A 21,723-nucleotide genomic window follows, 5' to 3' on the forward strand; every position below is an offset into this window, starting at 1 on the left:
CAGCACCTCTAGCTCAACTGGCAGAGCAATTGACTCTTAATCAATGGGTTCCGGGTTCGAGTCCCGGGGGGTGCACCAAAGAAAGACCCTGGAGTGTTCGCACTCCAGGGTCTTTTGTTTATCCCGGGGAATGCAATCACCGGCTTCCTGGGCCTGGTTTTGACACAGCGAATTGTGGTGTAGAGTTATTTGTCGTTGCGGAGGTCGACAAGGAATGCGAATTCCTCGGAAGCCACCAAACAATAGCTGCACCTCTAGCTCAACTGGCAGAGCAATTGACTCTTAATCAATGGGTTCCGGGTTCGAGTCCCGGGGGGTGCACTAACGCAAAAGGCCCCGGATCGTGATGAACGATCCGGGGCCTTTTCTTTTGCCTGGCAGGAATTCCCGGAACGGGAACCTGCCAGGCTGCTTTCTACATCACGCTTGCGGAATGTCGGTTTCGAGTCCAGAGGATTCCTGCTCCGGGGCGGGCAAGCCTGCAAGCCCGCGGACAACAATCCTGAGTTCTTCCCGCAACCTGGCCGTGTCCACTGCGACGGGCGACAACACTTCCTGCTCAAGCTTCACAGCTTCTGCAAGGGCTGCACTGCCTGCTTCCGTCAAGGTAACAACGTGGCTCCTGCGATCGGAGTCGCTGCGCTGGCGGGTGACATGCCCGTGCAGCTCAAGCCTTGCAAGGGTGGTTCCCATGGTCTGGGCCTTGACCCGCGCAACCTCGGCCAAAGCCGCCTGGGTAATTGCACCCTTGGCTGCAAGTACTTGCATGGCAATGACACCGGCGTGGGTAAGGCCGATGGACTTCAATTTTTCGTTCCACGAGATTTCCACCAGGCGCGCAGCTGTCGAAAGCAATCGGGTAGTGGGCCATCTCTCCATATCTGGCATGCCGACAGTATATGCGCGCAAGGGCCGGAGACGCGGCTTTTGCGGTCTAAAATGGGAAATCGCGACCCAAACCAAGGAGCATATTTTGGCCGAACGACTTATCCCGGGCGAGGCGGCACCGGACTTCACCCTGCAGGACGCCACGGGCAAAAGCGTCAGCTTGTCCGACTTCCGCGGCCGCAAAACCATCGTCTATTTCTACCCGGCAGCTTCGACACCCGGATGCACGAAGGAAGCATGCGACTTCCGCGACACGTTGGGATCCCTTCAGGCCGCCGGCTATGAGGTTGTAGGGATCTCGCCCGATCCCGTTAAGGCCCTGGCCAAGTTTGCCGCTGAGGAGCAACTCACCTTCCCGCTGTTGTCCGACGAGGAACATGCCGTGGCCGATGCCTACGGGGCATGGGGGGAAAAGAAGAACTACGGCCGAACCTACGAAGGACTCATCCGCTCCACCGTTGTGGTGGACCCTGACGGCAAGGTCTCCTTGGCCCAGTACAACGTCCGCGCAACCGGCCATGTGGCCAAGCTCCGCCGCGACCTGAAGCTGGACAAGTAGCGGGTACACTGGAGGCCGTACGGCACCCGGCTGGATAAGCCGCGTGCCAGTCAGCGCGAGTGGTGAAATTGGCAGACACGCAGGATTTAGGTTCCTGTGCCTTCGGGCGTGGGGGTTCAAGTCCCCCCTTGCGCACACTGTGGAACACCGTGGCTGCAAGCCACGCAGAGCCCCCGGCTGCACACCTGCAGATCGGGGGTTTTCCGTGTCGGCAACAATCCTGGTTGGCTGGAAAAGCGCTGGGAGGCGCATTCAGGACGTTCAACTAGACTGGAACGCGGTCTGGCCTAAGCCGGCCACGGCATTCACACCGGCTGAGGGGACAAGAGTGGCAAGCAGCAAAATGCGGAGCCTGACCGTGCAGTTGCTCAAGGCGGGTTCTGTCTTTGCCGTTTTGGCGTTGACGGCCTGCACCGGAGCGCCTGGTCCTGCTCCGTCGTCGTCGGCCAGCAGCACCGCGGCTGCCGAGCCCACTGCCACGTTCAACTTCGGCACCGGCTCGATGCCTTTGGGCCTTGACCCGGCCATGACAGCCGACTCCGAGTCCGCCCGCGTTACTCGCCAGGTCCTTGAAGGGCTCGTGGGTGTTGACGGATCTACAGGGGAAACGACTCCCCTGCTGGCCACTGAGTGGAAGGACAGCAACAACGGGCTGAGCTATGACTTCACTCTCCGCTCCAAGGTGACCTTCCACGACGGAACGCCCTTCGACTCCGCCGCAGTCTGCGCCAACTTCAACCGCTGGTTCACCTTCCCCGCCGAGCTCCGCAAGCAGGCGCCGGGGATCTCGTTCCAGAGCGTTTTCAAGGCGTATTCGGATGAACCGGTTTTTTCCATCTTCAAGGACTGCAAAGTGATCTCGGCCACCGATGTGCAGATCAACCTGACACGGCCCTTCACGGGATTCCTGCAGGCCCTGACACTCCCGGCCTTCGCCATTTCCTCGCCCGCCGCCCTCGAGTCGCAGCGCGCCAACGTCCTGGACCAAACACGGAACGGCCTGGCCGTCTCCGCCTACGCCGGCCACCCGGTTGGGACCGGCCCGTACCAGTTTGGAACCTGGGACGAAAACAAGATCACCCTTCAAAGCTACAAAGGATACTGGGGCAACAGGGGCCAGATAGCCACCATCAACTTCATTCCCTACGACCACGCCGAGACGCGGCAGCAGGCCCTCTTGGATGGAAAGATCGACGCCTATGACCTGGTGACGCCAGCTACGTTCGATCAGCTGGTCAAGAAGGGCGTCCAGATCATCCAGCGGGATCCGTTCTCGGTCATGTACTTGGGTATCAACCAGGCAGTTGCTCCCTTGGACAAGCTTGAGGTCCGCCAAGCGATAGAGATGGCCGTGGACAAGGAATCGTTGATCCGCAAGTTCTTCATCGACAACACTGCCCAGGCTTCCCAGTTCGTGCCACCGAAACTCAGCGGCTTCAACAACAACGCACCCTCACTGGGCTACAACCCGGAAAAAGCCAAGCAACTGCTTGAAAAGGCCGGGTACAAAGGCGAGGAACTGAAGTTCTACTACCCGCTGAACGCCACTCGGGCCTACATGCCCACTCCGGAGAAAATTTACGCCGAAATCAGCCGCCAGCTTGTAGCAGTGGGCCTCAACATCAAACCAGTGCCCATCGACTGGGAAAACGGCTACCTGCAAAAGGTCCAGTCAGCCGGTGACCGTGGCCTGCACCTGCTCGGATGGAACGGCTCCTATGCCGATGCCGACAACTTCCTGGGGCCGCTGTTCGGCGAAACCCGGGCCGAGTTCGGCTATACGGACTCTGAGGTGTTCCACAAAATCGAGCGGGCCCGTGCCATGCCCAACGGCGATGAGCGCAATGCCCAGTACCAGGCCATCAATGCCGAGATCGCGGCCTCCGTCCCGGCCGTCCCCATTGCCTTCCCCATCTCGGCATTGGCGTTGTCCAACAAGGTGGAAAGGTACCCGGCCTCACCGGTCCTCAACGAAGTTTTCACGAACGTCCGCTTAAAGTCTTGACGAACCCCCACAATTTCAGTATTGGGTCTGCGCGGGGATATTCTGTGACAGCCAGTGCCGCCGCTAACGGAGATTGATCGTGACCTTCATTTCCAAGACTCAACATGCCGACGTCGTCCTTATTGGCGGCGGAATCATGAGTGCCACCCTTGGTGCGTTCATCAAGCAACTTGAACCCACCTGGACCATCTCCCTGTTCGAACGACTCGACGAAGCAGGGCTCGAGAGCTCTGGACCGTGGAACAACGCCGGCACCGGACACGCTGCCCTGTGTGAGCTTAACTACTCCCCCGCAGCCAAGGACGGCTCCGTGGACCCGGCCAAGGCGCTCCACATCAACGAGCAGTTTCAGCTCTCCCGCCAGTTCTGGTCCCACTTGGTGGACACGAATGTGATCGGCTCCCCCAAGGGCTTCATCAACACCGTTCCGCACATGAGCTTCGTCATTGGCGATGACCACGCCACATTCCTCAAAACCCGCTACGAGGCCCTCAAGCCCAACACGCTCTTCCGCAGCATGGAGTACACCGAGGACCAGGACCAGATCGCCAAATGGGCACCCCTGATCGTCAAGGGCCGCGACCGTAAGCAGCGTGTAGCCGCCACCCGCGCAGCAGAAGGCACCGACGTCGACTTCGGAGCCCTGACCCGTGAACTGACCGGCTACCTGCAGAGCAGCGGCGCCGAGGTCAACTACGGCCACGACGTCACCAACATCAACCGTGCAGCAGGCGGCGGCTGGGATCTGTCCATCAAGCACGCCAAGTCGGGTGAGCACGGGCGCATCCACGCCAAGTTCGTTTTCGTTGGCGCCGGCGGCGGAGCGCTCCACCTCCTGCAGGCTTCAGGCATCCCGGAAAGCAAGGGCTACGGAGGCTTCCCGGTTTCGGGCCAGTTCTTCCGCTGCACGGACGAAGCCATCACAACCCAGCACAGTGCCAAGGTATATGGTCAGGCCTCGGTGGGCGCTCCTCCCATGTCCGTCCCCCACCTGGACACCAGGTTCGTTGACGGCAAGCGTTCGCTCCTGTTCGGCCCGTACGCCGGCTTCTCCACCAACTTCTTGAAGACCTCCAGCTATCTGGACCTTCCGCTGTCCATCCGGCCGAGCAACATCATCCCCATGCTGGCAGTAGCCAAGGACAACATGGACCTCACGGCCTACCTCATCAAAGAGGTCGCCAAGCGGCACGAGGCCAAGGTGGAATCCCTGCGTGAGTACTACCCCGAGGCCGTCGGCAGCAACTGGGAACTGATTACTGCCGGCCAGCGTGTGCAGATCATCAAGAAGCATCCGCAAAAGGGCGGAATCCTGCAGTTCGGCACCGAAGTCATCGCCTCCCGCGACGGCTCCATCGGCGCCCTGCTGGGTGCTTCGCCAGGTGCTTCCACGGCTGTGCCGATCATGATCGAGCTCCTGCAGAAGTCCTTCCCCAAGAACTTCAAGGGCTGGCAGTCCAAGCTCAAGGACATGATGCCCGGCTACGGCGTCAAGCTCAACGACAACCCCGACCTCGCCGCCGAACTCGAGGCCAGCACGGCCAGGTCCCTTCAACTGGAAGTGGCCAGCGCCGTCCAGAGCTAGGCCACACCGGGGCTGCGGCCGGTTCCCGTCAGACGAATCGTTTCGTAGACCACAGGAGTCGATGCAATGTTCCGCCTGGCCAAGCTGTCCCTGGGGAACCGGGCCCTGATCGCGCTGATCACCGTCTTTGCGGCGGTGTTCGGCGTGATCACCATGGGCTCGCTTAAGCAGGAACTCATTCCGTCCATCGAGTTCCCCCAGATCACTGTTGTCACCTCCATGCCAGGCGCCTCCCCCGAGGTGGTGGACAAACAGCTGAGCCGGCCGCTTGAGACCGCACTGAACAGCGTTGAAGGACTTGAATCAACCTCGTCCACTTCACGCAATGGCGTTTCGCAGATCACCATGGTGTTCACCTATGGTTCCAACCTTGACCGGGCACGCAACCAGATCGACCGGGCCATTTCCAACGCAAAACGCCTGCTGCCTGCCAACGTCGAACCACAGTCCATCGCGGGAAACATCAGTGACTTCCCGATCGTCTACCTGGCCGTTTCCTCGGACAAACCCCTGAGCGAACTCAACGCTGACCTCCTGCGCCTCAGCGTTCCGCGCCTCCAGAAGATCGACGGCGTTCGCGGCGCCGATGTGACCGGCGGTGCCAGCCAGCACATCCTCATCAAGCCCCGGCAGGCGGATCTCGCGGCCACGGGCGCCTCCGTCCAATCCATTAGCTCCGCACTGAAGAACAACGGGACCCTGGTTCCGGTCGGCACCATCGAGGACCAAGGCAAGACGTTGTCCCTGCAGCTCGGCAGTCCCGTGGACTCCCTGGATGTCATCAAGGGACTGCCTCTGGCGGGAACCAGCAAGGCCGCCACCATTGGAGCCGTGGCCGAGGTCAGCATCGAAGACGATGCCGCTACTTCCATTACACGCACCAATGGAAAGCCGACGCTGGCGCTGTCCGTGACCAAGAAACCCGACGGCGATACCGTCGCGATCTCGCACGCTGTCCGTGATGCCATCGGAGCGATGCAGGACGAGCTGGGCAACGACGCCACGTTTACGCCTGTTTTCGACCAGGCCCCCTTCATTGAGAAATCCATCAAGGACCTCACCACCGAAGGGCTCCTGGGCTTGGGCTTCGCGGTGGCCGTCATCCTGGTTTTCCTGCTGTCCGTCCGCTCTACTTTGGTCACGGCCGTGTCCATTCCGCTGTCCCTGCTGATAACGTTCATCGGCATTTATGCCACCGGGTACTCGCTGAACATCCTTACCCTGGGCGCCCTCACCATAGCCATCGGCCGCGTGGTTGACGATTCCATCGTGGTCATCGAGAACATCAAAAGGCACCTCAGTTATGGCGAAGCCAAACTTACTGCAATCCTGACGTCCATCCGTGAGGTCGCCGGGGCAATTACGGCCTCGACGCTTACAACCGTGGCCGTGTTCCTCCCGATCGCGTTCGTTGGCGACCTCGCAGGTGAGCTCTTCCGTCCGTTCGCACTGACGGTGACCATCGCGCTGCTGTCCTCGCTCCTGGTTTCCCTGACCATCGTCCCGGTCCTGGCCTACTGGTTCCTGTCATCCCCCGCCAAGGGTGCTGATCCGGCCTCCAGCAAGGAAGCCGCGGATAAGGCACGCGAAGCCGAGCAACGGAGCCGGCTCCAGCGCGGCTACCTTCCCATCCTGACCAAGACCCAAAAGCACCCGGTCATCACCTTGTCCGCAGCTGCGGTAATCCTGGTGGCCACCGTCGCCGTGGCACCGCTGCTGAACACGGACCTGCTTGGCCGCTCCGGTGAGAACAGCATGACCGTCCGGCAGGTACTTCCTGCCGGCACGAGTCTGCAGGCCACCAGCGACGAGGCAGCAAAGGTGGAGGATTCCCTCAAGGGAATCCAGGGCATCAAGGATGTCCAGGTCACCTCCGGCAACGCCCAGACAGGCTTTGCCGCCCTGACATCGACGGGGGCATCAAACTCCACCTTCACGATCGTCACCGATGAGAAGGTCAACCAGGGCAAGCTCCAGGACGAAGTCCGCAGCAAGTTGGCAGGGGCTGCCGGCAAGATCACGGTTGGCTCCCAGCAAGGCGGCTTCGGGACGTCCTCCACAGTGGACATCACCATCAAGGCCGCCACCTCGTCCGACCTGAAGACAGCCAGCGATGCGATGGTCAAGGCCATGGACGGTGTTCCCGGCAGCTCGGAGGTTGCGACGAATCTGGCCTCCACGCAGTCCGTGGTCCAGGTCCGTGTGGACCGCGCCAAGGCTGTGGCCGCAGGCCTGACGGAAGAGCAGGTGGGTGCCTTCCTGGCCTCCACCGTCAGCCCAATCCCGGCCGGTACCGTCCGCATAGACACCGACGACTACCCTGTCCAGATCGGCGAAGGAACGCGTTTCACCAGCATCGCGGCCGTCAAAGCACTCCAGCTCCCCACGGCCCGTGGCGGGATCGCGCTCGAGACCATTGCCGCCGTCGAACAAGTGGACGTTCCTGTATCCATCACCAGCAGCAACGGTCAACGGACAGCGCGCGTGACCGTCACGCCGTCGGGCTCCAACCTCGGCAGCGTCAGCAGCGCCGTGCAGGAGCGGCTGAAGTCCGTGCAGCTGCCTGCGGGCGTCACGGCCACCATCGGCGGCGCCACCACCCAACAGGCCGAGTCCTTCCGCCAGCTGGGCCTGGCCCTCCTGGCGGCGATCGCCATTGTCTACGTGATCATGGTGGCCGCGTTCAAGTCCCTCATCCAACCCCTGATCCTGTTGGTTTCGGTACCGTTCGCGGCCACAGGCGCCGTCGGACTCCTCCTGCTGACCGGCGTCCCGCTTGGCCTGCCATCCCTGATTGGCATGCTGATGCTGGTGGGTATCGTCGTCACCAACGCAATCGTCCTGATCGACCTCATCAACCAATACCGGAAGCCGCATGACGGCCGCCCGGGGATGAGCGTGGCTGATGCCATCACGCACGGCGCCCGGCAGCGTCTGCGCCCCATCCTGATGACCGCCCTGGCCACAGTATTTGCCTTGACGCCCATGGCGTTGGGCCTGACCGGCGGCGGGGGCTTCATCTCCCAGCCACTGGCGATAGTGGTGATTGGCGGGCTGGTTTCCTCCACTGCCCTGACGTTGGTGCTGGTTCCCGTGCTCTACAAGCTCGTGGAAGGGCGCCGGGAAAAGAAGCAACTGCTGAAGGACTTGCAGGCGAAGCCAACACCGGGTCCTGGAAGCAATGGCCGGGGATCCAGTGGAACGGATGAGTTCCAGGACTGGACCACAGGCATGATTCCCCGGGTCAAGGGCCGGCGCGCCGCCCATAATCCGGGCGAGTAGGCAGAAGACAAAACCTCTAAGCAGGGCCGGGAACATTTCCCGGCCCTGCTCTGTTACAGGCACTGATACATGCAAATGCATCTAGTTTGAGGTACACTGTTTACAGAGCCCGGCACCACGGGCAGGGAGAAAGGCACATCATGCAGATCGGCGTATTCAGCGTCAGCGACATCACGACTGACCCCACAACGGGCCGCACGCCCACCGAAAACGAACGCATCAAGGCGTCCGTTGCCATCGCCAAGAAGGTCGAAGAGATCGGCATGGACGTCTACGCCCTGGGCGAGCACCACAACCGGCCGTTCTTCTCCTCCTCCCCCACCACCACGTTGGCTTACATCGCGGCACAGACCGAGCGCATCACGCTCTCCACAGCCACCACGCTGATCACCACCAACGACCCCGTGAAGATCGCCGAAGACTTCGCCATGCTTCAGCACCTCTCCGACGGCCGCGTTGACCTGGTCCTCGGACGCGGCAACACCGCTCCCGTCTACCCCTGGTTCGGCAAGAACATCCAGGACGGCATCGAACTGGCGATCGAAAACTACAGCCTGCTCCGCAAGCTGTGGGACGAGGACACCGTCAACTGGTCCGGCAAGTTCCGCACGCCGCTGCAGAACTTCACCTCCACGCCGAGGCCGCTCGACGACGTCGCCCCCTTTGTCTGGCACGGTTCCATCCGTACTCCCCAGATCGCCGAAGTGGCTGCCTACTACGGTGACGGCTTCTTCGCCAACAACATCTTCTGGCCGAAGGAGCACTACCAGCAGCTGATCGGCCTTTACCGTGAGCGCTACGAGCACTACGGGCACGGCAAGGCCGACCAGGCGATCGTGGGCCTCGGTGGCCAGTTCTTCATGAGGAAGAACTCACAGGACGCCGTGAAGGAATTCCGCCCCTACTTCGACAACGCCCCGGTGTACGGCCACGGCCCGTCGCTTGAGGACTTCACGTCCCAGACGCCACTGACCGTAGGCAGCCCGCAGGAGGTCATCGAGAAGACGCTCACCTTCCGTGAGTTCTTTGGCGACTACCAGCGCCAGCTGTTCCTGATCGACCACGCCGGACTTCCCCTGAAGACGGTTCTGGAGCAGCTGGACCTCTTTGGCGAGGAAGTCCTGCCCGTCCTGCGCAAGGAGTACGCAGCCATGAAGCCCGCCCACGTGCCGGACGCCCCCACGCACGCTTCCCGCGTGGCAGCCGCGCTCGAGGCCAAGGTCAGCGAATCAGCAGCGGCAGGTGCTGCGGGGCAGGACGCCTGATGTCCACGCCCCCGGCATCATCTGCCGTCCGCCTCGCCGCCGAAACCTGGGAGTCCTTGTTCCGCTCCCAGGTGGCGGTGATGCGGAAACTCCAGTCCGGGCCGGCCTTCAAGGCACTGCCCGTCAAGGAGTACGACGTCCTGTTCACCTTGTCCCGGTGCCCTTCGGGACAGCTTCGCCTGAACGAAATCAACGACAAGGTACTGCTCAGCCAATCCAGCTTGAGCCGTTTGGTTGACCGTTTGGAGAAGCGCGGGCTGGTGGAGCGTACAACCGCCCCCGACGACGGCCGCGGGGTCCTGCTGGCCCTCACCGAAGCCGGGCGCGAACTACAGAAGACGATCGGGCGCGAACACGTGCGCGACATCGCCACATTGGTGGCGCCCGCGCTCACGGCCGACGAGCAGCGGGAGCTGCTGCGCCTGACGGAGAAGCTCCGCGCCTCCGTAGCCGGGCACTAGCGCAGGGTGAGAAGCTCCCGGTGGTTTTCCGCCGGGAGCTCTCCATTGACTGAAGCACTGACCTTGAGGGTCTTCAGCGACAGGCTGCCGCCCACCGTGGAGAGGAATGCAGTATCGGAGGAATCCCGCCCGGCGGTAATGCGGACCATGGATTCGCGGGGGGCCAGGCCGGTGGGGTCGATGATCCGCCATGAACCGTCAACATACGCCTCCGCAACGGCATGGAAGTCCATGGGAGTCAGTCCAGGTGCATAGACGGCAGCCAGGCGTGCAGGCACATCCTTGGACCTCAACAGCGCAATGGCCAGGTGGGCAAAGTCCCTGCACACTCCCTTGCGGTGCAGCAGCGTTTCGACAGCTCCGTCCGTTCCCCGTGAGGAACCGCTGACGTAGCGGAGTTCACCGTGGACCCAGTCACGGACTGCATGGAGCAGTTCTTCGCCCTTCAGGCTGCCGAACTCTGCGTAGGAGGTGGGCAGCAGACGGTCGGATTCGGCGTAGCGGCTGGGCCTGACATAGCGGATAAGTTCCATCGGGGTGGACGTATCGGGCAGCGCTTGGCCCTGGACCGTTGCCGCGTACTCCACGGTCACCTCACTGGGCTCGGCCAACTCAAGATAGTGGAACCGGCCTCCGTGGTGGTCGCTGAGTTCAGCAACGGGAAGTTCCTCCCCCGCCACTGTGACCGACAGGTTTTCGGTGACGGAGTCATAGCCGGGGTTGTTGGCTACGGCAATGGCCATGGCCACCTTGGTGTTGGCTGCGGTCTTGAAAACGAGCGTGGCAGAAACGTTGCGTTCCATTGATCTCCGACAGTGGGTTTGCGGCGGGCAGCCCCCATCGCCGCCGAATGTTTGAGTCAGCCAATCCGAGGACTACAGATTGACCTTCAGAGACAGTAGCATCCGCTGGACGTTGGCGAATTCAGAATCGTGGGCCACATACTTTGCAGCGAGGTCCAAAGTGTCGAAGGACTTTGCCGGGGCGACCTTCTCGTCTGCGGCGAAGGCATGCAGGGCTAGGACGTCCCCAAAAGAAAAATCGCCCTTTCCTGTCGGCCCCTGCACGCGGTTTGCCAGTTCACACGACTGGCCGTCAGTACCAGCCACCTTGTTGGTGATGCCGTAGGAGCCGAAGAACTTATAGCCCTGGACTACACGGAAGACGACGCGCGGATCGATGGTGTCAGGTCCGTCGGAGTGCGGTACGTCCAAGGGCGTGCTGCTGATCACCACGTAGGGCTTTCCTTGTCCGGCCGGGCAAGGAGCCGCAGTGGCGGGCGCCAATCCTGTCTGGAGCGTGGCGATGTACTTCCCTGCCCCGTCCTTGACTTCCACCTTCACTGCCCCGGCCAAAGAACCGGCGTCCGGGGCGGCAGACTGGGCAATCCAGTCCTTGGGAAGCTCGAAGCTGACGCTCTTGGCCGGATCCGTATAGGTTTTCCACGAAAGGGCGGTGGGGACCGGTTCCGGCCCCGCACTTGCAGATCCCGAAGGCGCGTCCGTGCCGCTCGAAGCAGCCGAAGATGAAGGCTGGCCAGCGTCGCTGCCGGGACTCGTCGTCGTGCTTTCCGCGGTGCCTGTCCCCGATTCGGAACTGTTGGGGCTCGACGATACCGTGGAGGTCACTTGGGGACCCTTGTTCTGCGATGAGCATGAGGTCGCACCGGCCACCAGGCAACCTGCCAGGGCTGCCGCAGCAAGTTTCAGCGGAATACCTTTGAGGTTCCTCGTGCCAGTCATGAGCACAGCCTAGCTGCGGGCGAGCCACGACACGCACAGGGCTAGGCTGGGTCCATGGCTCCCACCGAGAACGACGAATTTGAGGACACCCTCCCGACGATGTCCGCGGTAGATATCGCGGACTGGCGCCTGAAGACCTTCGCCCTCTACGACAAAGTGCGTCAACTCGCGGACAAAAATCCGCGGGAGGCCCACGACTACTGGCGCCAGGAGCGGGACCTGATGTTCGCCTCGCATCCTGCCTCCGCCCTGACACAGGAAATGAAGGCTTCCTTTTCGGGACTGCGGACCGCCGGGTACGATCCCGCCTACCGCTTCCACGCCGTACTTCTCCCCGAGGGTGTGGGCCAGGAGATGAACGTCCAGACCGGGACGGACGGCGTTGTTCCGTTCACCCGGATCGGCACCTTCGAACTGGCCGGGTTGGGTTCCCTGGCGGTGTGGCGGTTGAGAAGCTACGGCGGCGGAATCTTCGTGCCGTTCCGTGACGCGACCGCCGGGAAACCCGGCGGCAGCTACGGGGCGGGCCGCTACTTGCTGGATACCGTCAAAGGCTCCTTCCATGGCACCAGGGAAACGGAGGCCGGGCAGGAGTTCATCCTGGACTTCAACTTCGCCTACAACCCGTCCTGCGCTTACAACGAAGCCTGGGCCTGCCCGCTTGCAGGTCCAGCCAACAGGTTGGCGTCAGAGGTGCCCGTCGGCGAGTTGTACGCTGGCTAGCCGAACACCCCACCCGGTCCAAACACAGCGAGCGCCCCGATGGCTGCGATGATGGTAAGTGGTGCCACCAGCAGACCCATTACCGCGTAGCCCTGCCATTTCACCAGCACGTTCATGCGCATCAGCCGGTCATGCCAAAGCAAAGTGGCCAGTGATGCCCACGGCGCAATCAATGGGCCGGCATTGACGCCCACCAGCAGAGCCGCCATCCTTTCCGGCGTTCCCGCCAGAGGTTCAGCCAGGAGATAGGCCGGCAGGTTGTTGACGATGTTCGAACCCAGGGCGCCGGTCAAAGCCAGCCTCAGCAGCTCAAGGAAGCCATCCCCTTGGCCTGCCACCTGGCCGAGCAACGCCGACGCGCCCAGGTATTGGGTCGCCTCGACCACCAGGAAAAGCCCACAGGTGAACAGCAAAAGGGACCAGGGAATGAGCGTGATTTTCAGGACGGTCGGCCGGCGGATGATGAACAGGATGGCCAGGACCACCGCGGCCACTGCAGCGGGAATCCAGATGGCGACTCCAGAGACCAATGCCGGCAGGAGCAGCACCAGGACCGCCCCACTGCCTGCCAGCAGCAACCGGTCGGGAGCCTTTGCCGTGGAAACGGCTGGCGGTCTCGAAGCATCCAGGCCGTAGCTCTTCCTGAGCTCGCGCCGGAACACCACCGCAATGAAGGCCAACGGCACAAGGATGGCCGCCAGCGAAGGCGCCCACATCAGTTGCGCAAACTGCGCCGGAGTAATGCCACCAAGGTTGTGCTGGGCAAGGAGGTTGGTGAGGTTGGAGATCGGGAGCAGCAGACTGGCTGTGTTGGCCAGCCATACCGTTGTCAGGGCAAAGGGCAGGACCGGGAGCCCTGCCTGACGGGCCACGGTGACAACCACCGGTGTGAGCAGGACCGCCGTCGTGTCCAGGGAGAGGAAAATCGTGCTCAGGGTCGCAAACAATGCCAGCAGCAACCACAGCAGGACGCTTCGCCCGCGCCCCCACCGGCGCAAGCGCCGTGCGATCCACTGAAACGTGCCGGCTTCACTGACGAGTTCGGTCACCACGGTCATGGCAACGACAAAGGCCAAAATTGGGGCGACCCGGTCCACGAGCACCATGACTTCGTGCCACGGAAGCACACCCGTAGCCACGGTCACCCCACCCGCTACGAGGAGAATCAATCCAATTATCGCCAGACGCATGAGCAGGATTCTAAGCCCCACTCCTGAGGGGACTCCTGCGCACCGCGGGAACAGCGTCACGGTATCGTAAGCAATAAGGCTCCCAACCGGTTCCCGCGATGCCTAGCCTTGAATCATGAACAGAATCCGGAGGTCGATCCGGTCCCACAAGGCCCTGGCATCCGCTGCGGGAGTGGTGGTCCTCGTCTTTCTTGTGCTCGGGGCCTTCCTGTTTCAGCCGTGGAGGCTCTTCACCAGCAGCAGCCTGAATGAGGCCCTGCCGGTTGCCACAGCGTCCGGGGTTACCACGCCGGAGCATGCATCGCCGGATGCAACCCCGCCGGACGCAACCCCACCGGACAGCGGTCCAGCCACGGTGGCCGGACCGATTGTTGTGCGAACGGGCATGTTCGGGTCGCAGGAACACCAGACCACCGGTACAGCACAGGTGCTCCAACTCCCCGACGGAAGCCAGGTGCTCCGCTTGGAAGATCTGGCCAGCAGTGACGGTCCCGACGTCAAAGTGTGGCTGAGCAGCCTGGAGGCAGGAGGCGATTGGTACAAGTACCGCTCCGGACGATACGTGGACTTGGGGGCCGTGAAGGCCACACACGGCAACCAGAACTATGCCATCCCGGCCGGAACTGACCTCTCGGGCCTGGTTTCGGTGGTCCTGTGGTGTGATCGCTTCAGCGTGGCGTTCGGCTCTGCCCCACTCGCCTAGCGCTTTGCGAGGCCTGCTCTGCGCGTCATGGACGACTCTTGGGACGTAAAGCGGGCCTCGCAACGGATGGGAGGACGTAGGATGTCATCATGACTTCCCCACTTCCGCGTCGTATCGCCCGCGTCCGCCCCCTTGATCCAACCTCCCCGGACGAGCACTTCTTCGTCGCGAACGACGCAACGGACTTCACCTCGGACGAAGGAAAGTCGTGGACAGTCATCGACTCCCCTTTCCCATCCTCGCGGGCCAACGCCGCCAGCCCTGGGCGCCCGGGCTGGGAGCGGGCTGCAACCAACACCGAAGACGCCTTCACGTTCCTTGCGCCCTCGGCGCCGGTCAATGTCCTTGGCATGGCTCACAACACCGGCCAACCGGGCCGCGATCTTCCCCCGCAGGCGTTCCACAAAGCGGCCTCCAGCGTGGTGGGTCCAGGCGAGGCGATCCAACTCCCGGCGAACGTTGGACACGTGGATCCGGAGGCTGAACTGACGATCGTCATAGGCCGTGCGGCGCGTGCGTTAACCCTGGAAACGGCGGGCTCGGCGATTCTCGGCTACACGATAGGCAATGACGTCTCGGCGCGGGACCTCCAAAAAACCGATGAACTCTGGATAAGTGCCAAGAGCCAGGACACCTTCACCCCGGCAGGACCTTGGATAGTCACCCAGTTGGACCCAACGGACCTGGAAATCGGGATCGCCCACAACGGCCGCAAGCTCAAGCCTGCCGGTTCTGCGGACCTCGGCTGGAAGGTCGACGAGATCCTGGTGTACCTCACGTCGTTCATGACCCTCCAGCCCGGCGATCTGGTCCTCACCGGGTTCCCGGCAGAGACCGCACGCATCCAGCCCGGCGACACCGTGACGTGCCGTGTGGAGGGAATCGGCGAACTCACCAACCCCGTGCGCGGCGCTTCGTGGGAGGACCTGCCTGCGTAGTGTGTCAGGCTTAAGACCATGGAGATAGCTGCGGACGCCACACGCCTACTGCCATCTCCCCCTCATAAATCTCCCCGCAAACGGCATCGCGGCATCCTCAAGTACCCTGTGGTGCGGCAATTGATCCGCTTCACCGGCGTCGGAGTCATCTGCACGGGAAGCTCGCTGGCCATCTACGCGCTGCTCCGTCCCTTGATCGATCCCCAGTTGGCCAACGCGGTGGCATTGATTCTGACCTCGTTGATGAACACAGCATTGAATCGGCGCCTGACGTTCAAGATCACCGGCAGCAGGAAACGTGCCCGCGACCACTTCAGTGGAGTGATCGTTATCGGTATCGCACTGCTCATCACCGGCGGCAGCCTGGGTGTGCTGCATCTGTTCAAGCCCGACGCCAGCGTGGCTAAGGAGCTGTGGACCACAACGTTGTCCGGTTTCGTGGCCACGGCCGTGCGCTTCACCCTGCTCCGCCACTGGATTTTCCGCCGCGCCCGGCACGTTTAGCCCGGCCGGTCAGCCGGCTTGCGGCGCGGCAAGGCGTTTGACAAGCCCGACGGCGGTTTCCACGGCAGCGGCGGCAGCCTCCAGGTCGACGTCGGAGATGGTGGAGGTGAAACTGAAACGGACGGCCGTCTGGGCCGTTTCGGGGGCAATGCCCAAGGCAAGCAAGACCGGTGACGGCGCGTCGGAGCCGGCAGCGCACGCCGATCCGCTGGAACACACAACGCCCAACCGCTCCAGTTCGAGCAACACAGATTCACCGCTTGTTCCAGGGAAGCAGAAGGACGCAACAGAGGGCAGGCGTTGGCTTCGGTGGCCGGTAAGGGAAGCATCCGGCACCGTATCCAGAACCCGGTCAATGAAGCGGTCCCGCAGCTGTGCGACGCGCTGCGCCTGTGCCGGCTGTTCAGCATCGGCGAGCGCCAAGGCCGTTGACAACGCCACGGCTCCGGCCACGTTCTCGGTTCCGGAGCGCTTACCGCGTTCCTGCCCACCCCCGTGGATGAGCGGCTCCACACGCAGCCGTCCTTTGGTGAAAAGGGCACCGGATCCTTTGGGGGCGCCCAGCTTATGTGCCGAAATGCTCATGGCGTCGATGCCAAGGGCTTTGACATCCAGCGGACACCACCCGGCGGCCTGGACCGCGTCGGTGTGGAAAGGGATCCCCGCGGCGCGGGCCACTGCAGCGAGCTCGGCAATGGGCTGAACAGTGCCGATTTCGTTGTTGGCATACATGATGCTCACCAGGGCCGTCTCCGGCCGCAGGACGCGGCGCAGCGCGTCCACGGTGACCAGTCCGTCGCCGTCGACCGGGACGATGTCCACAGCGAAGCCGTGGACCCGTTCGAGGTAGCGGGCTGATTCTTCAACGGCAGGATGCTCGACGGCGCCGATCACCACGCGGTTGAGCGCCGGATCCGCAGCCTGCCGCGCAAGGGCGATGCCCTTGACGGCCATGTTGTCGGACTCTGTGCCGCCCGAGGTGAACGTCACCTCGCCAGCACGGCAATTGAACACTTTCGCGACGCCGGTACGCGCCTCTGCGAGCGCCGCCGCGGCTGCTTCACCAAGGGTGTGATGGCTGGAGGGGTTGCCGAACTCACCGCTCAAGTAGGGCCACATTGCCTCCAGTACCTCACGGCGCACGGGTGTGGTGGCCGCAGCATCCAGGAAGATCATCTCAGGACACGGCTTTCAGTTCAGGCCTGGAGTGAGTTCGATGTCCAGGCCGAGGTCCAGCGCGTTCACGCTGTGGGTCAGCCCGCCGATTGAGATTACATCGACTCCTGCTGCGGCGATGCCGGTGACGGTGTCGAGGTTGACGTTGCCGCTTGCTTCCACGATCGCCCTCCCGTCCACCTGCTTGACTCCGGCTCGCAGTTCCTCCAGGGAGAAGTTGTCCAGCATGATGGTGTCCACCCCCGCAGCCAGTACGGGTTCGATTTGTTCGGCACTGTCCACTTCGACCTCGAAGTGCGTGGTGTGGCCAAGCTGGGCTTTGGCTGCGATGAGCAGTTCGGTCAGCTTGCTGGCGTCACCACCAGTCATGACGGCCAGATGATTGTCCTTGGCCAGTACGGCGTCGGAAAGACTGTAGCGGTGGTTTGCGCCCCCGCCGCAGCGCACAGCGTAGCGTTCCAGCACGCGCAGCCCTGGAGTGGTCTTGCGCGTATCAGTAATTCGCGCACGCGTTCCTTCCACCAAGCGGACGAACTCTGCGGTCTTCGTGGCAATCGCGCTCATGCGCTGCACCAGGTTCAGGCCCACCCGTTCGGCCATCAGTACCGACCGTGCGCTGCCGCTGACGCGCGCGAGGTGCGTTCCGGCGTCGAAGGTTTCACCGTCGGCGAGCAGCAATTCGACCTCGGTGTCGGAGTCAACGATCTTCATGGCGTCGCGGAAAACAGTGCCGCCGCTGAAGACGCCCGGCACCCGGGCGTTGAGGACGGCGACTGCCCGCGCCTCGGCCGGGATGAGCAGCTGGGATGTGATGTCGCCGCTGGGCGCGTCCTCAGCAAAGGCCCGCTCCAGGATGTCCCGCACGGGTGCGGCAGGAAGGGTCAGGTTAGTCATGGACGAGGCTCGCTTTCCGGCTCATGGTGTAACTCTTGTCAAAATCGACGACGGCGGCTGTTTGGGTCAGGTTGTCGCTGCGGTAGTGCGCCCCCAGCGACTCCCGCCGCTCCCGGGCGGCACGCACAAGCAGCTGGGCTGCCAGCAACAGATTGGCATCCTCATGCTCCCGCACTTCCAGGGAACCAGGAACATCCAAGGGCAGCACGTCCTCAGCCCACGCCTCAAGCGCAGCCTCAGCCTCGGCAAGCAACACCCCACTCCGAAGCACCCCGGCCTTGGCAGTCATAAGCCGCCGCAACGCACCCCTGGAGAACCCATCATGAGCACCCGGCCCAGCGGACAGGTCCTCCACCGCACCGAGCGCAGGCGCCAAGGGGGCTGTGGCGCTGCGGTCGTCACCAAGGAACGCTTCCACAGCCCGCCGCCCGAACACGAGTCCCTCAAGCAACGAGTTACTGGCCAACCGGTTGGCCCCCTGCACGCCGGTGCACGCAACCTCGCCCGCCGCGTACAGGCCAGGAACACTGGTCCGGCCATGGAGGTCGGTCACCACGCCGCCCATCCAGTAGTGCGCGGCCGGCGCCACGGGCACAAGTTCCTTGGTCCAGTCCACGCCTGCCTGCCGGGTGTGACGGCTTAGTGTCGGGAAGCGCTTCTCCAGGAAGCCCGCACCGCGCAGTTCCTCAATGACCGTGGCATCAAGATAGACATGGCCGTTGGGGTCACCCAGCGCGGCAAGGTGCAGGGCGATACTGCGGGAGACGACGTCCCGGGGCGCCAGTTCGGCGTCGGGGTGGTAGCCGGGCATGAAACGGTAGCCGTTGGCGTCAACAAGGAGTGCACCTTCACCGCGGACGGCCTCGGAAATAAGCAGGGGGTGCGCATCGCCGCCGGCTGCGCCTGCTTCCGGCCCGGAGACCATGCAGGTGGGGTGGAACTGGAAGAATTCGAGATCGGCCACGGCAGCTCCGACCCGCCACGCAAGTGCCAGGCCGTCCGCCGTCGCGACGGAGGGGTTGGTGGTTTGGGCGAACAGTTGGCCGGCACCACCGGTGGCGAGGAGCACGGCGTCGCCGCGGAGGCTTTGGGGGCGTCCTTCGTGAAGGAAGTCGACGCCGGCCACGCGACCGGCGTTGGAAGCAAGGGAAGTGACCTGGGCGTGCCCGACCACCGTGATCCTGCCCTGTGCCTGGAAATCCAGCACGGAGGAGATCAATGCCGCCGCCACTCCCGCACCGGTGGCGTCCCCTCCCGTGTGGAGAATACGTGGAGCTGAATGCGCCGCTTCGAGCCCCAGCGCCGTGCCGCCGTCGTCGTCGAGGTCGAAACGAACGCCGAACCGCTCAAGCCCCGCGATGTCCATCCGCGCTTCCGAGCACAGCACCCGCACCGCTTCTTCATTGCAGTGCCCGGCGCCTGCACGCAGGGTGTCAGCGACGTGGGCGGCCACGGTGTCACCGGGTGCAGGTTCGTCCAGTACGGCTGAAATCCCGCCCTGAGCGTAGTAGGTGTTGCTGTCCGCGAGCGCACCTTTGGTCAGCAGCACCACCTCCGCGCCGGCCTCAGCGGCGAGCAGGGCAGAGTACAGGCCGGCGATGCCGCTTCCGACGACGATCAAGCGTCCGGGGGCGGGCCTTGCGGCCGGGCTCTCTGTAGTCATGTGGGGCTCGATTCGAACTAGGTGGGGTGCCTTGTGGCTATGCCGGCTTGGCGGCCAGCATGCGCTCCAGGGCAATCTTGGCGTTGTCCTGGACGGTGTCGTCCACAGTGATGCGGTTGACGATGCGGCCCTCGACGAGCTCCTCAAGAACCCAGGCAAGGTAGCCAGGGTGGATGCGGTACATCGTGGAGCACGGGCAGATGACGGGATCCAGGCAGAAGATGGTGTGCTGCGGGTTCTCGGCGGCCAGCCTGTTCACCATGTTGATCTCGGTGCCGATGGCGAAGGTTGTGGGTTCGGTGGCCGCGGCAATCGCCTTCTTGATGAAATCGGTGGAGCCCGCCGAATCGGCGGCGTCCACTACCTCCATGGGGCACTCCGGGTGCACGATGACGTTGACGCCCGGGAAATCCTGGCGGGCTTTTTCGATCTGGCCCACGTTGAAGCGCTTGTGGACGGAGCAGAAGCCGTGCCAGAGGATGACCCGTGAATCCAGCAGCGCCTGTTCGTCGTTTCCGCCCAGTTCCTTGCGCGGGTTCCACATCGGCATCTGCTCCAACGGAACACCCAGAGCCTTTGCGGTGTTGCGGCCCAGGTGCTGGTCGGGGAAAAACAGGACGCGCTGGCCGCGTTCGAAGGCCCATTCGAGGACCACTTTGGCGTTGGACGAGGTGCAGACGATGCCGCCGTTGCGTCCGCAGAATGCCTTCAGCGCGGCGGAAGAGTTCATGTAGGTCACCGGGATGACCGGAACCCGGCCTGCCGCATCGGGTTCCGTGCCGAAGATTTCCTCAAGCTGCTCCCAGCACTCCTCCACGGAGTCCTCATCGGCCATGTCGGCCATTGAGCAGCCGGCGGCAAGGTTGGGCAGGATCACCGCCTGCTCCGGGGTGGAGAGGATGTCGGCGGTTTCGGCCATGAAGTGCACGCCGCAGAAGATGATCGCTTCGGCGTCAGGCTTGGTCAGCGCAGCGTTGGCCAGCTGGAACGAGTCACCCACGAAATCCGCGTACTGGATGACCTCGTCACGCTGGTAGAAGTGGCCGAGGATGACGGCACGGTCCCCGAGTGCCGCCTTGGCGGCCCGGATGCGGGCGTCAAGTTCGGCGTCGCTGGCCTTTTTGTACTCTTCCGGCAGCTGGCCTTGGCGCGGCGTTGCCGGCGGTGCGACGTCTTCGCTCGACGCGCCCGGACCGTAGGCGGGTGCTCCGGAGAGGGCTTCGGCGAGGTCGTACTCCCATGGGCCCCTTGCCAGGGCCGGGCTGCAGGTTGATCCCGCGCGGGAGAGGCCCTTCTCGGCTTCTTCGCGGGTGATCAGCTGGACGGCGGTGTTGACGCTGCTCATGGTGTACTCCTGTTGTCTGGCCCGAGGCCGGGTGTTCCGGTGAAGCGGTAGAGGCGTGGGGGACGGTGTTTTCCGCCCTGGAGATATTCACCGGTTTCTTCGATTTCCGGTGTGGCTTTGATGTGGCGGCGGAAGTTCGCGGGATCGAGCTGGCGGTCCAGGACCGCTTCATAGACTTCACGGACCTGCGCCAAAGTGAAGTACTCCCCCAGCAGGTGGTAGGCAATGGATCCGTAGGCCATCTTGTTGCGCAGGCGCCAGAGGGCGTAGTCCACGATCGCCTTGTGGTCGAAGGCGAGGTCTCCGACCTTGTCAGCCCGGAACCACCGCACATTCTCGGATTCGTCGGCGAGCGCCGCCTCGGTTGGCTGTACCAGGGCCCAATAGACGATTGAGACAACACGCTGGCTGGGCGAGCGATGCAGGCCACCGAAGGCGTAGAGCTGCTCCAGGTAGTGCGGCGTGAGGCCCGTGGTCTCGCGGAGGTTGCGGGAGGCTGCGTCCTGCAGTGACTCGTCGTGGGCCAAAGGGCCTCCGGGGAGGGCCCACATGTCTTTATAGGGTTCCCGGATCCGGCGGACCAACGGGAGCCAGAGGGTGGGCCTGCCGGATTTTTCGCTGGGGCGGAGGGCGAAAATCACCGTGGAAATAGCCAACGACGGCGGTGCGAGCCGCCTTTCGGCGACGTTGGCGGAGCTTGGATTCACGGCGTACACCTCGCTTCATCGCCGCTTGGAGCAGCCCCTGCGGTGCGGACTGCGCTAGTTAAAGTCATATTGACTAGAACTAATGGTACGACT

Annotated in this window: 19 protein-coding genes and 3 tRNA genes; 13 read left to right on the forward strand and 9 right to left on the reverse strand. The window is 63.2% G+C overall.

Annotated elements, in window-relative coordinates; translation table 11 throughout:
* Positions 1 to 2: 2 nt before the first annotated feature.
* Positions 3 to 78, forward strand: a tRNA-Lys gene (locus tag ACFUOZ_RS03915).
* Positions 79 to 248: 170 nt separating this feature from the next.
* Positions 249 to 321 (forward strand) — tRNA-Lys (locus tag ACFUOZ_RS03920).
* A gap of 99 nt (positions 322 to 420) precedes the next feature.
* On the opposite strand, the gene ACFUOZ_RS03925 is transcribed toward ACFUOZ_RS03920, so the two are convergent.
* On the reverse strand, positions 421 to 888 hold the full coding sequence (locus ACFUOZ_RS03925) for a MarR family winged helix-turn-helix transcriptional regulator (RefSeq protein WP_377544991.1): 468 nt from the start codon (positions 886 to 888) through the stop codon (positions 421 to 423).
* 85 nt (positions 889 to 973) lie between these two features.
* On the opposite strand from ACFUOZ_RS03925, the gene bcp reads away from it, so the two are divergent.
* The 7 genes from bcp to ACFUOZ_RS03960 all read left to right on the forward strand — a co-directional run bounded on the left by bcp (position 974) and on the right by ACFUOZ_RS03960 (position 10,045).
* On the forward strand, positions 974 to 1,447 hold the full coding sequence (gene bcp / locus ACFUOZ_RS03930; RefSeq protein ID WP_377544993.1) for a thioredoxin-dependent thiol peroxidase: 474 nt from the start codon (positions 974 to 976) through the stop codon (positions 1,445 to 1,447).
* A 53-nt stretch (positions 1,448 to 1,500) separates the two neighbouring features.
* Positions 1,501 to 1,582: transfer RNA gene (locus ACFUOZ_RS03935), tRNA-Leu, on the forward strand.
* 208 nt (positions 1,583 to 1,790) lie between these two features.
* Positions 1,791 to 3,452 (forward strand): ABC transporter substrate-binding protein, encoded by a 1,662-nt coding sequence (locus tag ACFUOZ_RS03940; protein WP_377545533.1) that lies wholly within the window; start codon positions 1,791 to 1,793, stop codon positions 3,450 to 3,452.
* A gap of 79 nt (positions 3,453 to 3,531) precedes the next feature.
* The gene (locus ACFUOZ_RS03945) at positions 3,532 to 5,037 is read left to right on the forward strand and encodes a malate:quinone oxidoreductase (protein WP_377544995.1); all 1,506 of its coding nucleotides are present in this window, start codon (positions 3,532 to 3,534) and stop codon (positions 5,035 to 5,037) included.
* Positions 5,038 to 5,103: 66 nt separating this feature from the next.
* Positions 5,104 to 8,319, forward strand: a complete 3,216-nt coding sequence (locus ACFUOZ_RS03950) for an efflux RND transporter permease subunit (RefSeq protein ID WP_377544997.1) — start codon at positions 5,104 to 5,106, stop codon at positions 8,317 to 8,319.
* Positions 8,320 to 8,459: 140 nt separating this feature from the next.
* Entirely contained in the window at positions 8,460 to 9,584 is a 1,125-nt protein-coding gene (locus tag ACFUOZ_RS03955) for an LLM class flavin-dependent oxidoreductase (RefSeq protein WP_144659928.1), read from the forward strand.
* Positions 9,584 to 10,045: a MarR family winged helix-turn-helix transcriptional regulator gene (locus tag ACFUOZ_RS03960; RefSeq protein WP_262275304.1), complete on the forward strand. Its 462-nt coding sequence runs from the start codon at positions 9,584 to 9,586 to the stop codon at positions 10,043 to 10,045. Before ACFUOZ_RS03955 ends, ACFUOZ_RS03960 begins: the two co-directional genes overlap by 1 nt.
* On the opposite strand, the gene ACFUOZ_RS03965 is transcribed toward ACFUOZ_RS03960, so the two are convergent.
* A complete protein-coding gene (locus ACFUOZ_RS03965) occupies positions 10,042 to 10,848 on the reverse strand; it encodes a transglutaminase family protein (RefSeq protein WP_377545000.1) in 807 nt (268 codons plus the stop codon). The genes ACFUOZ_RS03960 and ACFUOZ_RS03965 overlap by 4 nt on opposite strands.
* A gap of 72 nt (positions 10,849 to 10,920) precedes the next feature.
* Positions 10,921 to 11,787, reverse strand: coding sequence for a hypothetical protein (locus ACFUOZ_RS03970; RefSeq protein ID WP_377545002.1), 867 nt, complete (start codon positions 11,785 to 11,787; stop codon positions 10,921 to 10,923).
* A gap of 54 nt (positions 11,788 to 11,841) precedes the next feature.
* Between ACFUOZ_RS03970 and ACFUOZ_RS03975 the strand changes: the two genes are divergently transcribed.
* On the forward strand, positions 11,842 to 12,510 hold the full coding sequence (locus ACFUOZ_RS03975) for a DUF1684 domain-containing protein (RefSeq protein WP_377545004.1): 669 nt from the start codon (positions 11,842 to 11,844) through the stop codon (positions 12,508 to 12,510).
* Here the strand turns inward: ACFUOZ_RS03975 and ACFUOZ_RS03980 are convergent.
* Positions 12,507 to 13,700 (reverse strand): SLC13 family permease, encoded by a 1,194-nt coding sequence (locus ACFUOZ_RS03980; protein ID WP_377545006.1) that lies wholly within the window; start codon positions 13,698 to 13,700, stop codon positions 12,507 to 12,509. The two genes, ACFUOZ_RS03975 and ACFUOZ_RS03980, sit on opposite strands and share 4 nt — an antisense overlap.
* A gap of 115 nt (positions 13,701 to 13,815) precedes the next feature.
* On the opposite strand from ACFUOZ_RS03980, the gene ACFUOZ_RS03985 reads away from it, so the two are divergent.
* The 3 genes from ACFUOZ_RS03985 (at position 13,816) to ACFUOZ_RS03995 (ending at position 15,845) form a co-directional block, all read left to right on the forward strand.
* Complete coding sequence (locus ACFUOZ_RS03985; RefSeq protein WP_377545008.1) at positions 13,816 to 14,403, forward strand: DM13 domain-containing protein; 588 nt, start codon at positions 13,816 to 13,818, stop codon at positions 14,401 to 14,403.
* A gap of 89 nt (positions 14,404 to 14,492) precedes the next feature.
* Complete coding sequence (locus ACFUOZ_RS03990; RefSeq protein WP_377545010.1) at positions 14,493 to 15,341, forward strand: fumarylacetoacetate hydrolase family protein; 849 nt, start codon at positions 14,493 to 14,495, stop codon at positions 15,339 to 15,341.
* An 18-nt stretch (positions 15,342 to 15,359) separates the two neighbouring features.
* Complete coding sequence (locus ACFUOZ_RS03995; RefSeq protein ID WP_377545012.1) at positions 15,360 to 15,845, forward strand: GtrA family protein; 486 nt, start codon at positions 15,360 to 15,362, stop codon at positions 15,843 to 15,845.
* Between the two features lie 9 nt (positions 15,846 to 15,854).
* On the opposite strand, the gene ACFUOZ_RS04000 is transcribed toward ACFUOZ_RS03995, so the two are convergent.
* Genes ACFUOZ_RS04000 through ACFUOZ_RS04020 form a run of 5 tightly spaced genes read right to left on the reverse strand, consistent with a single transcriptional unit; the run spans position 15,855 to position 21,639 of the window.
* Entirely contained in the window at positions 15,855 to 17,021 is a 1,167-nt protein-coding gene (locus tag ACFUOZ_RS04000; protein WP_377545014.1) for a cysteine desulfurase family protein, read from the reverse strand.
* Between the two features lie 15 nt (positions 17,022 to 17,036).
* The gene (gene nadC, locus ACFUOZ_RS04005) at positions 17,037 to 17,915 is read right to left on the reverse strand and encodes a carboxylating nicotinate-nucleotide diphosphorylase (protein WP_377545016.1); all 879 of its coding nucleotides are present in this window, start codon (positions 17,913 to 17,915) and stop codon (positions 17,037 to 17,039) included.
* Entirely contained in the window at positions 17,908 to 19,578 is a 1,671-nt protein-coding gene (gene nadB / locus ACFUOZ_RS04010; protein WP_377545018.1) for an L-aspartate oxidase, read from the reverse strand. Before nadB ends, nadC begins: the two co-directional genes overlap by 8 nt.
* Positions 19,579 to 19,615: 37 nt before the next feature.
* The gene (gene nadA, locus ACFUOZ_RS04015; RefSeq protein ID WP_377545020.1) at positions 19,616 to 20,923 is read right to left on the reverse strand and encodes a quinolinate synthase NadA; all 1,308 of its coding nucleotides are present in this window, start codon (positions 20,921 to 20,923) and stop codon (positions 19,616 to 19,618) included.
* Positions 20,920 to 21,639, reverse strand: a complete 720-nt coding sequence (locus tag ACFUOZ_RS04020; RefSeq protein WP_377545022.1) for an NUDIX domain-containing protein — start codon at positions 21,637 to 21,639, stop codon at positions 20,920 to 20,922. Before ACFUOZ_RS04020 ends, nadA begins: the two co-directional genes overlap by 4 nt.
* Between the last annotated feature and the right edge of the window lie 84 nt (positions 21,640 to 21,723).

The sequence above is a fragment of the Paenarthrobacter sp. NPDC057355 genome (assembly GCF_042667405.1).
GTDB lineage: Bacteria > Actinomycetota > Actinomycetes > Actinomycetales > Micrococcaceae > Arthrobacter.

Bases quoted from the DNA above. Each gene is read 5' to 3' on its own strand.
- ACFUOZ_RS03925 (WP_377544991.1), bottom strand. From the start codon at position 888: ATGCCAGATATGGAGAGATGGCCCACTACCCGATTGCTTTCGACAGCT.
- ACFUOZ_RS03940 (WP_377545533.1), top strand. From the start codon at position 1,791: ATGCGGAGCCTGACCGTGCAGTTGCTCAAGGCGGGTTCTGTCTTTGCC.
- ACFUOZ_RS03950 (WP_377544997.1), top strand. From the start codon at position 5,104: ATGTTCCGCCTGGCCAAGCTGTCCCTGGGGAACCGGGCCCTGATCGCG.
- ACFUOZ_RS03955 (WP_144659928.1), top strand. From the start codon at position 8,460: ATGCAGATCGGCGTATTCAGCGTCAGCGACATCACGACTGACCCCACA.
- ACFUOZ_RS03960 (WP_262275304.1), top strand. From the start codon at position 9,584: ATGTCCACGCCCCCGGCATCATCTGCCGTCCGCCTCGCCGCCGAAACC.
- ACFUOZ_RS03965 (WP_377545000.1), bottom strand. From the start codon at position 10,848: ATGGAACGCAACGTTTCTGCCACGCTCGTTTTCAAGACCGCAGCCAAC.
- ACFUOZ_RS03970 (WP_377545002.1), bottom strand. From the start codon at position 11,787: ATGACTGGCACGAGGAACCTCAAAGGTATTCCGCTGAAACTTGCTGCG.
- ACFUOZ_RS03975 (WP_377545004.1), top strand. From the start codon at position 11,842: ATGGCTCCCACCGAGAACGACGAATTTGAGGACACCCTCCCGACGATG.
- ACFUOZ_RS03980 (WP_377545006.1), bottom strand. From the start codon at position 13,700: ATGCGTCTGGCGATAATTGGATTGATTCTCCTCGTAGCGGGTGGGGTG.
- ACFUOZ_RS03985 (WP_377545008.1), top strand. From the start codon at position 13,816: ATGAACAGAATCCGGAGGTCGATCCGGTCCCACAAGGCCCTGGCATCC.
- ACFUOZ_RS03990 (WP_377545010.1), top strand. From the start codon at position 14,493: ATGACTTCCCCACTTCCGCGTCGTATCGCCCGCGTCCGCCCCCTTGAT.
- ACFUOZ_RS03995 (WP_377545012.1), top strand. From the start codon at position 15,360: ATGGAGATAGCTGCGGACGCCACACGCCTACTGCCATCTCCCCCTCAT.
- ACFUOZ_RS04000 (WP_377545014.1), bottom strand. From the start codon at position 17,021: ATGATCTTCCTGGATGCTGCGGCCACCACACCCGTGCGCCGTGAGGTA.
- nadC (WP_377545016.1), bottom strand. From the start codon at position 17,915: ATGACTAACCTGACCCTTCCTGCCGCACCCGTGCGGGACATCCTGGAG.
- nadB (WP_377545018.1), bottom strand. From the start codon at position 19,578: ATGACTACAGAGAGCCCGGCCGCAAGGCCCGCCCCCGGACGCTTGATC.
- nadA (WP_377545020.1), bottom strand. From the start codon at position 20,923: ATGAGCAGCGTCAACACCGCCGTCCAGCTGATCACCCGCGAAGAAGCC.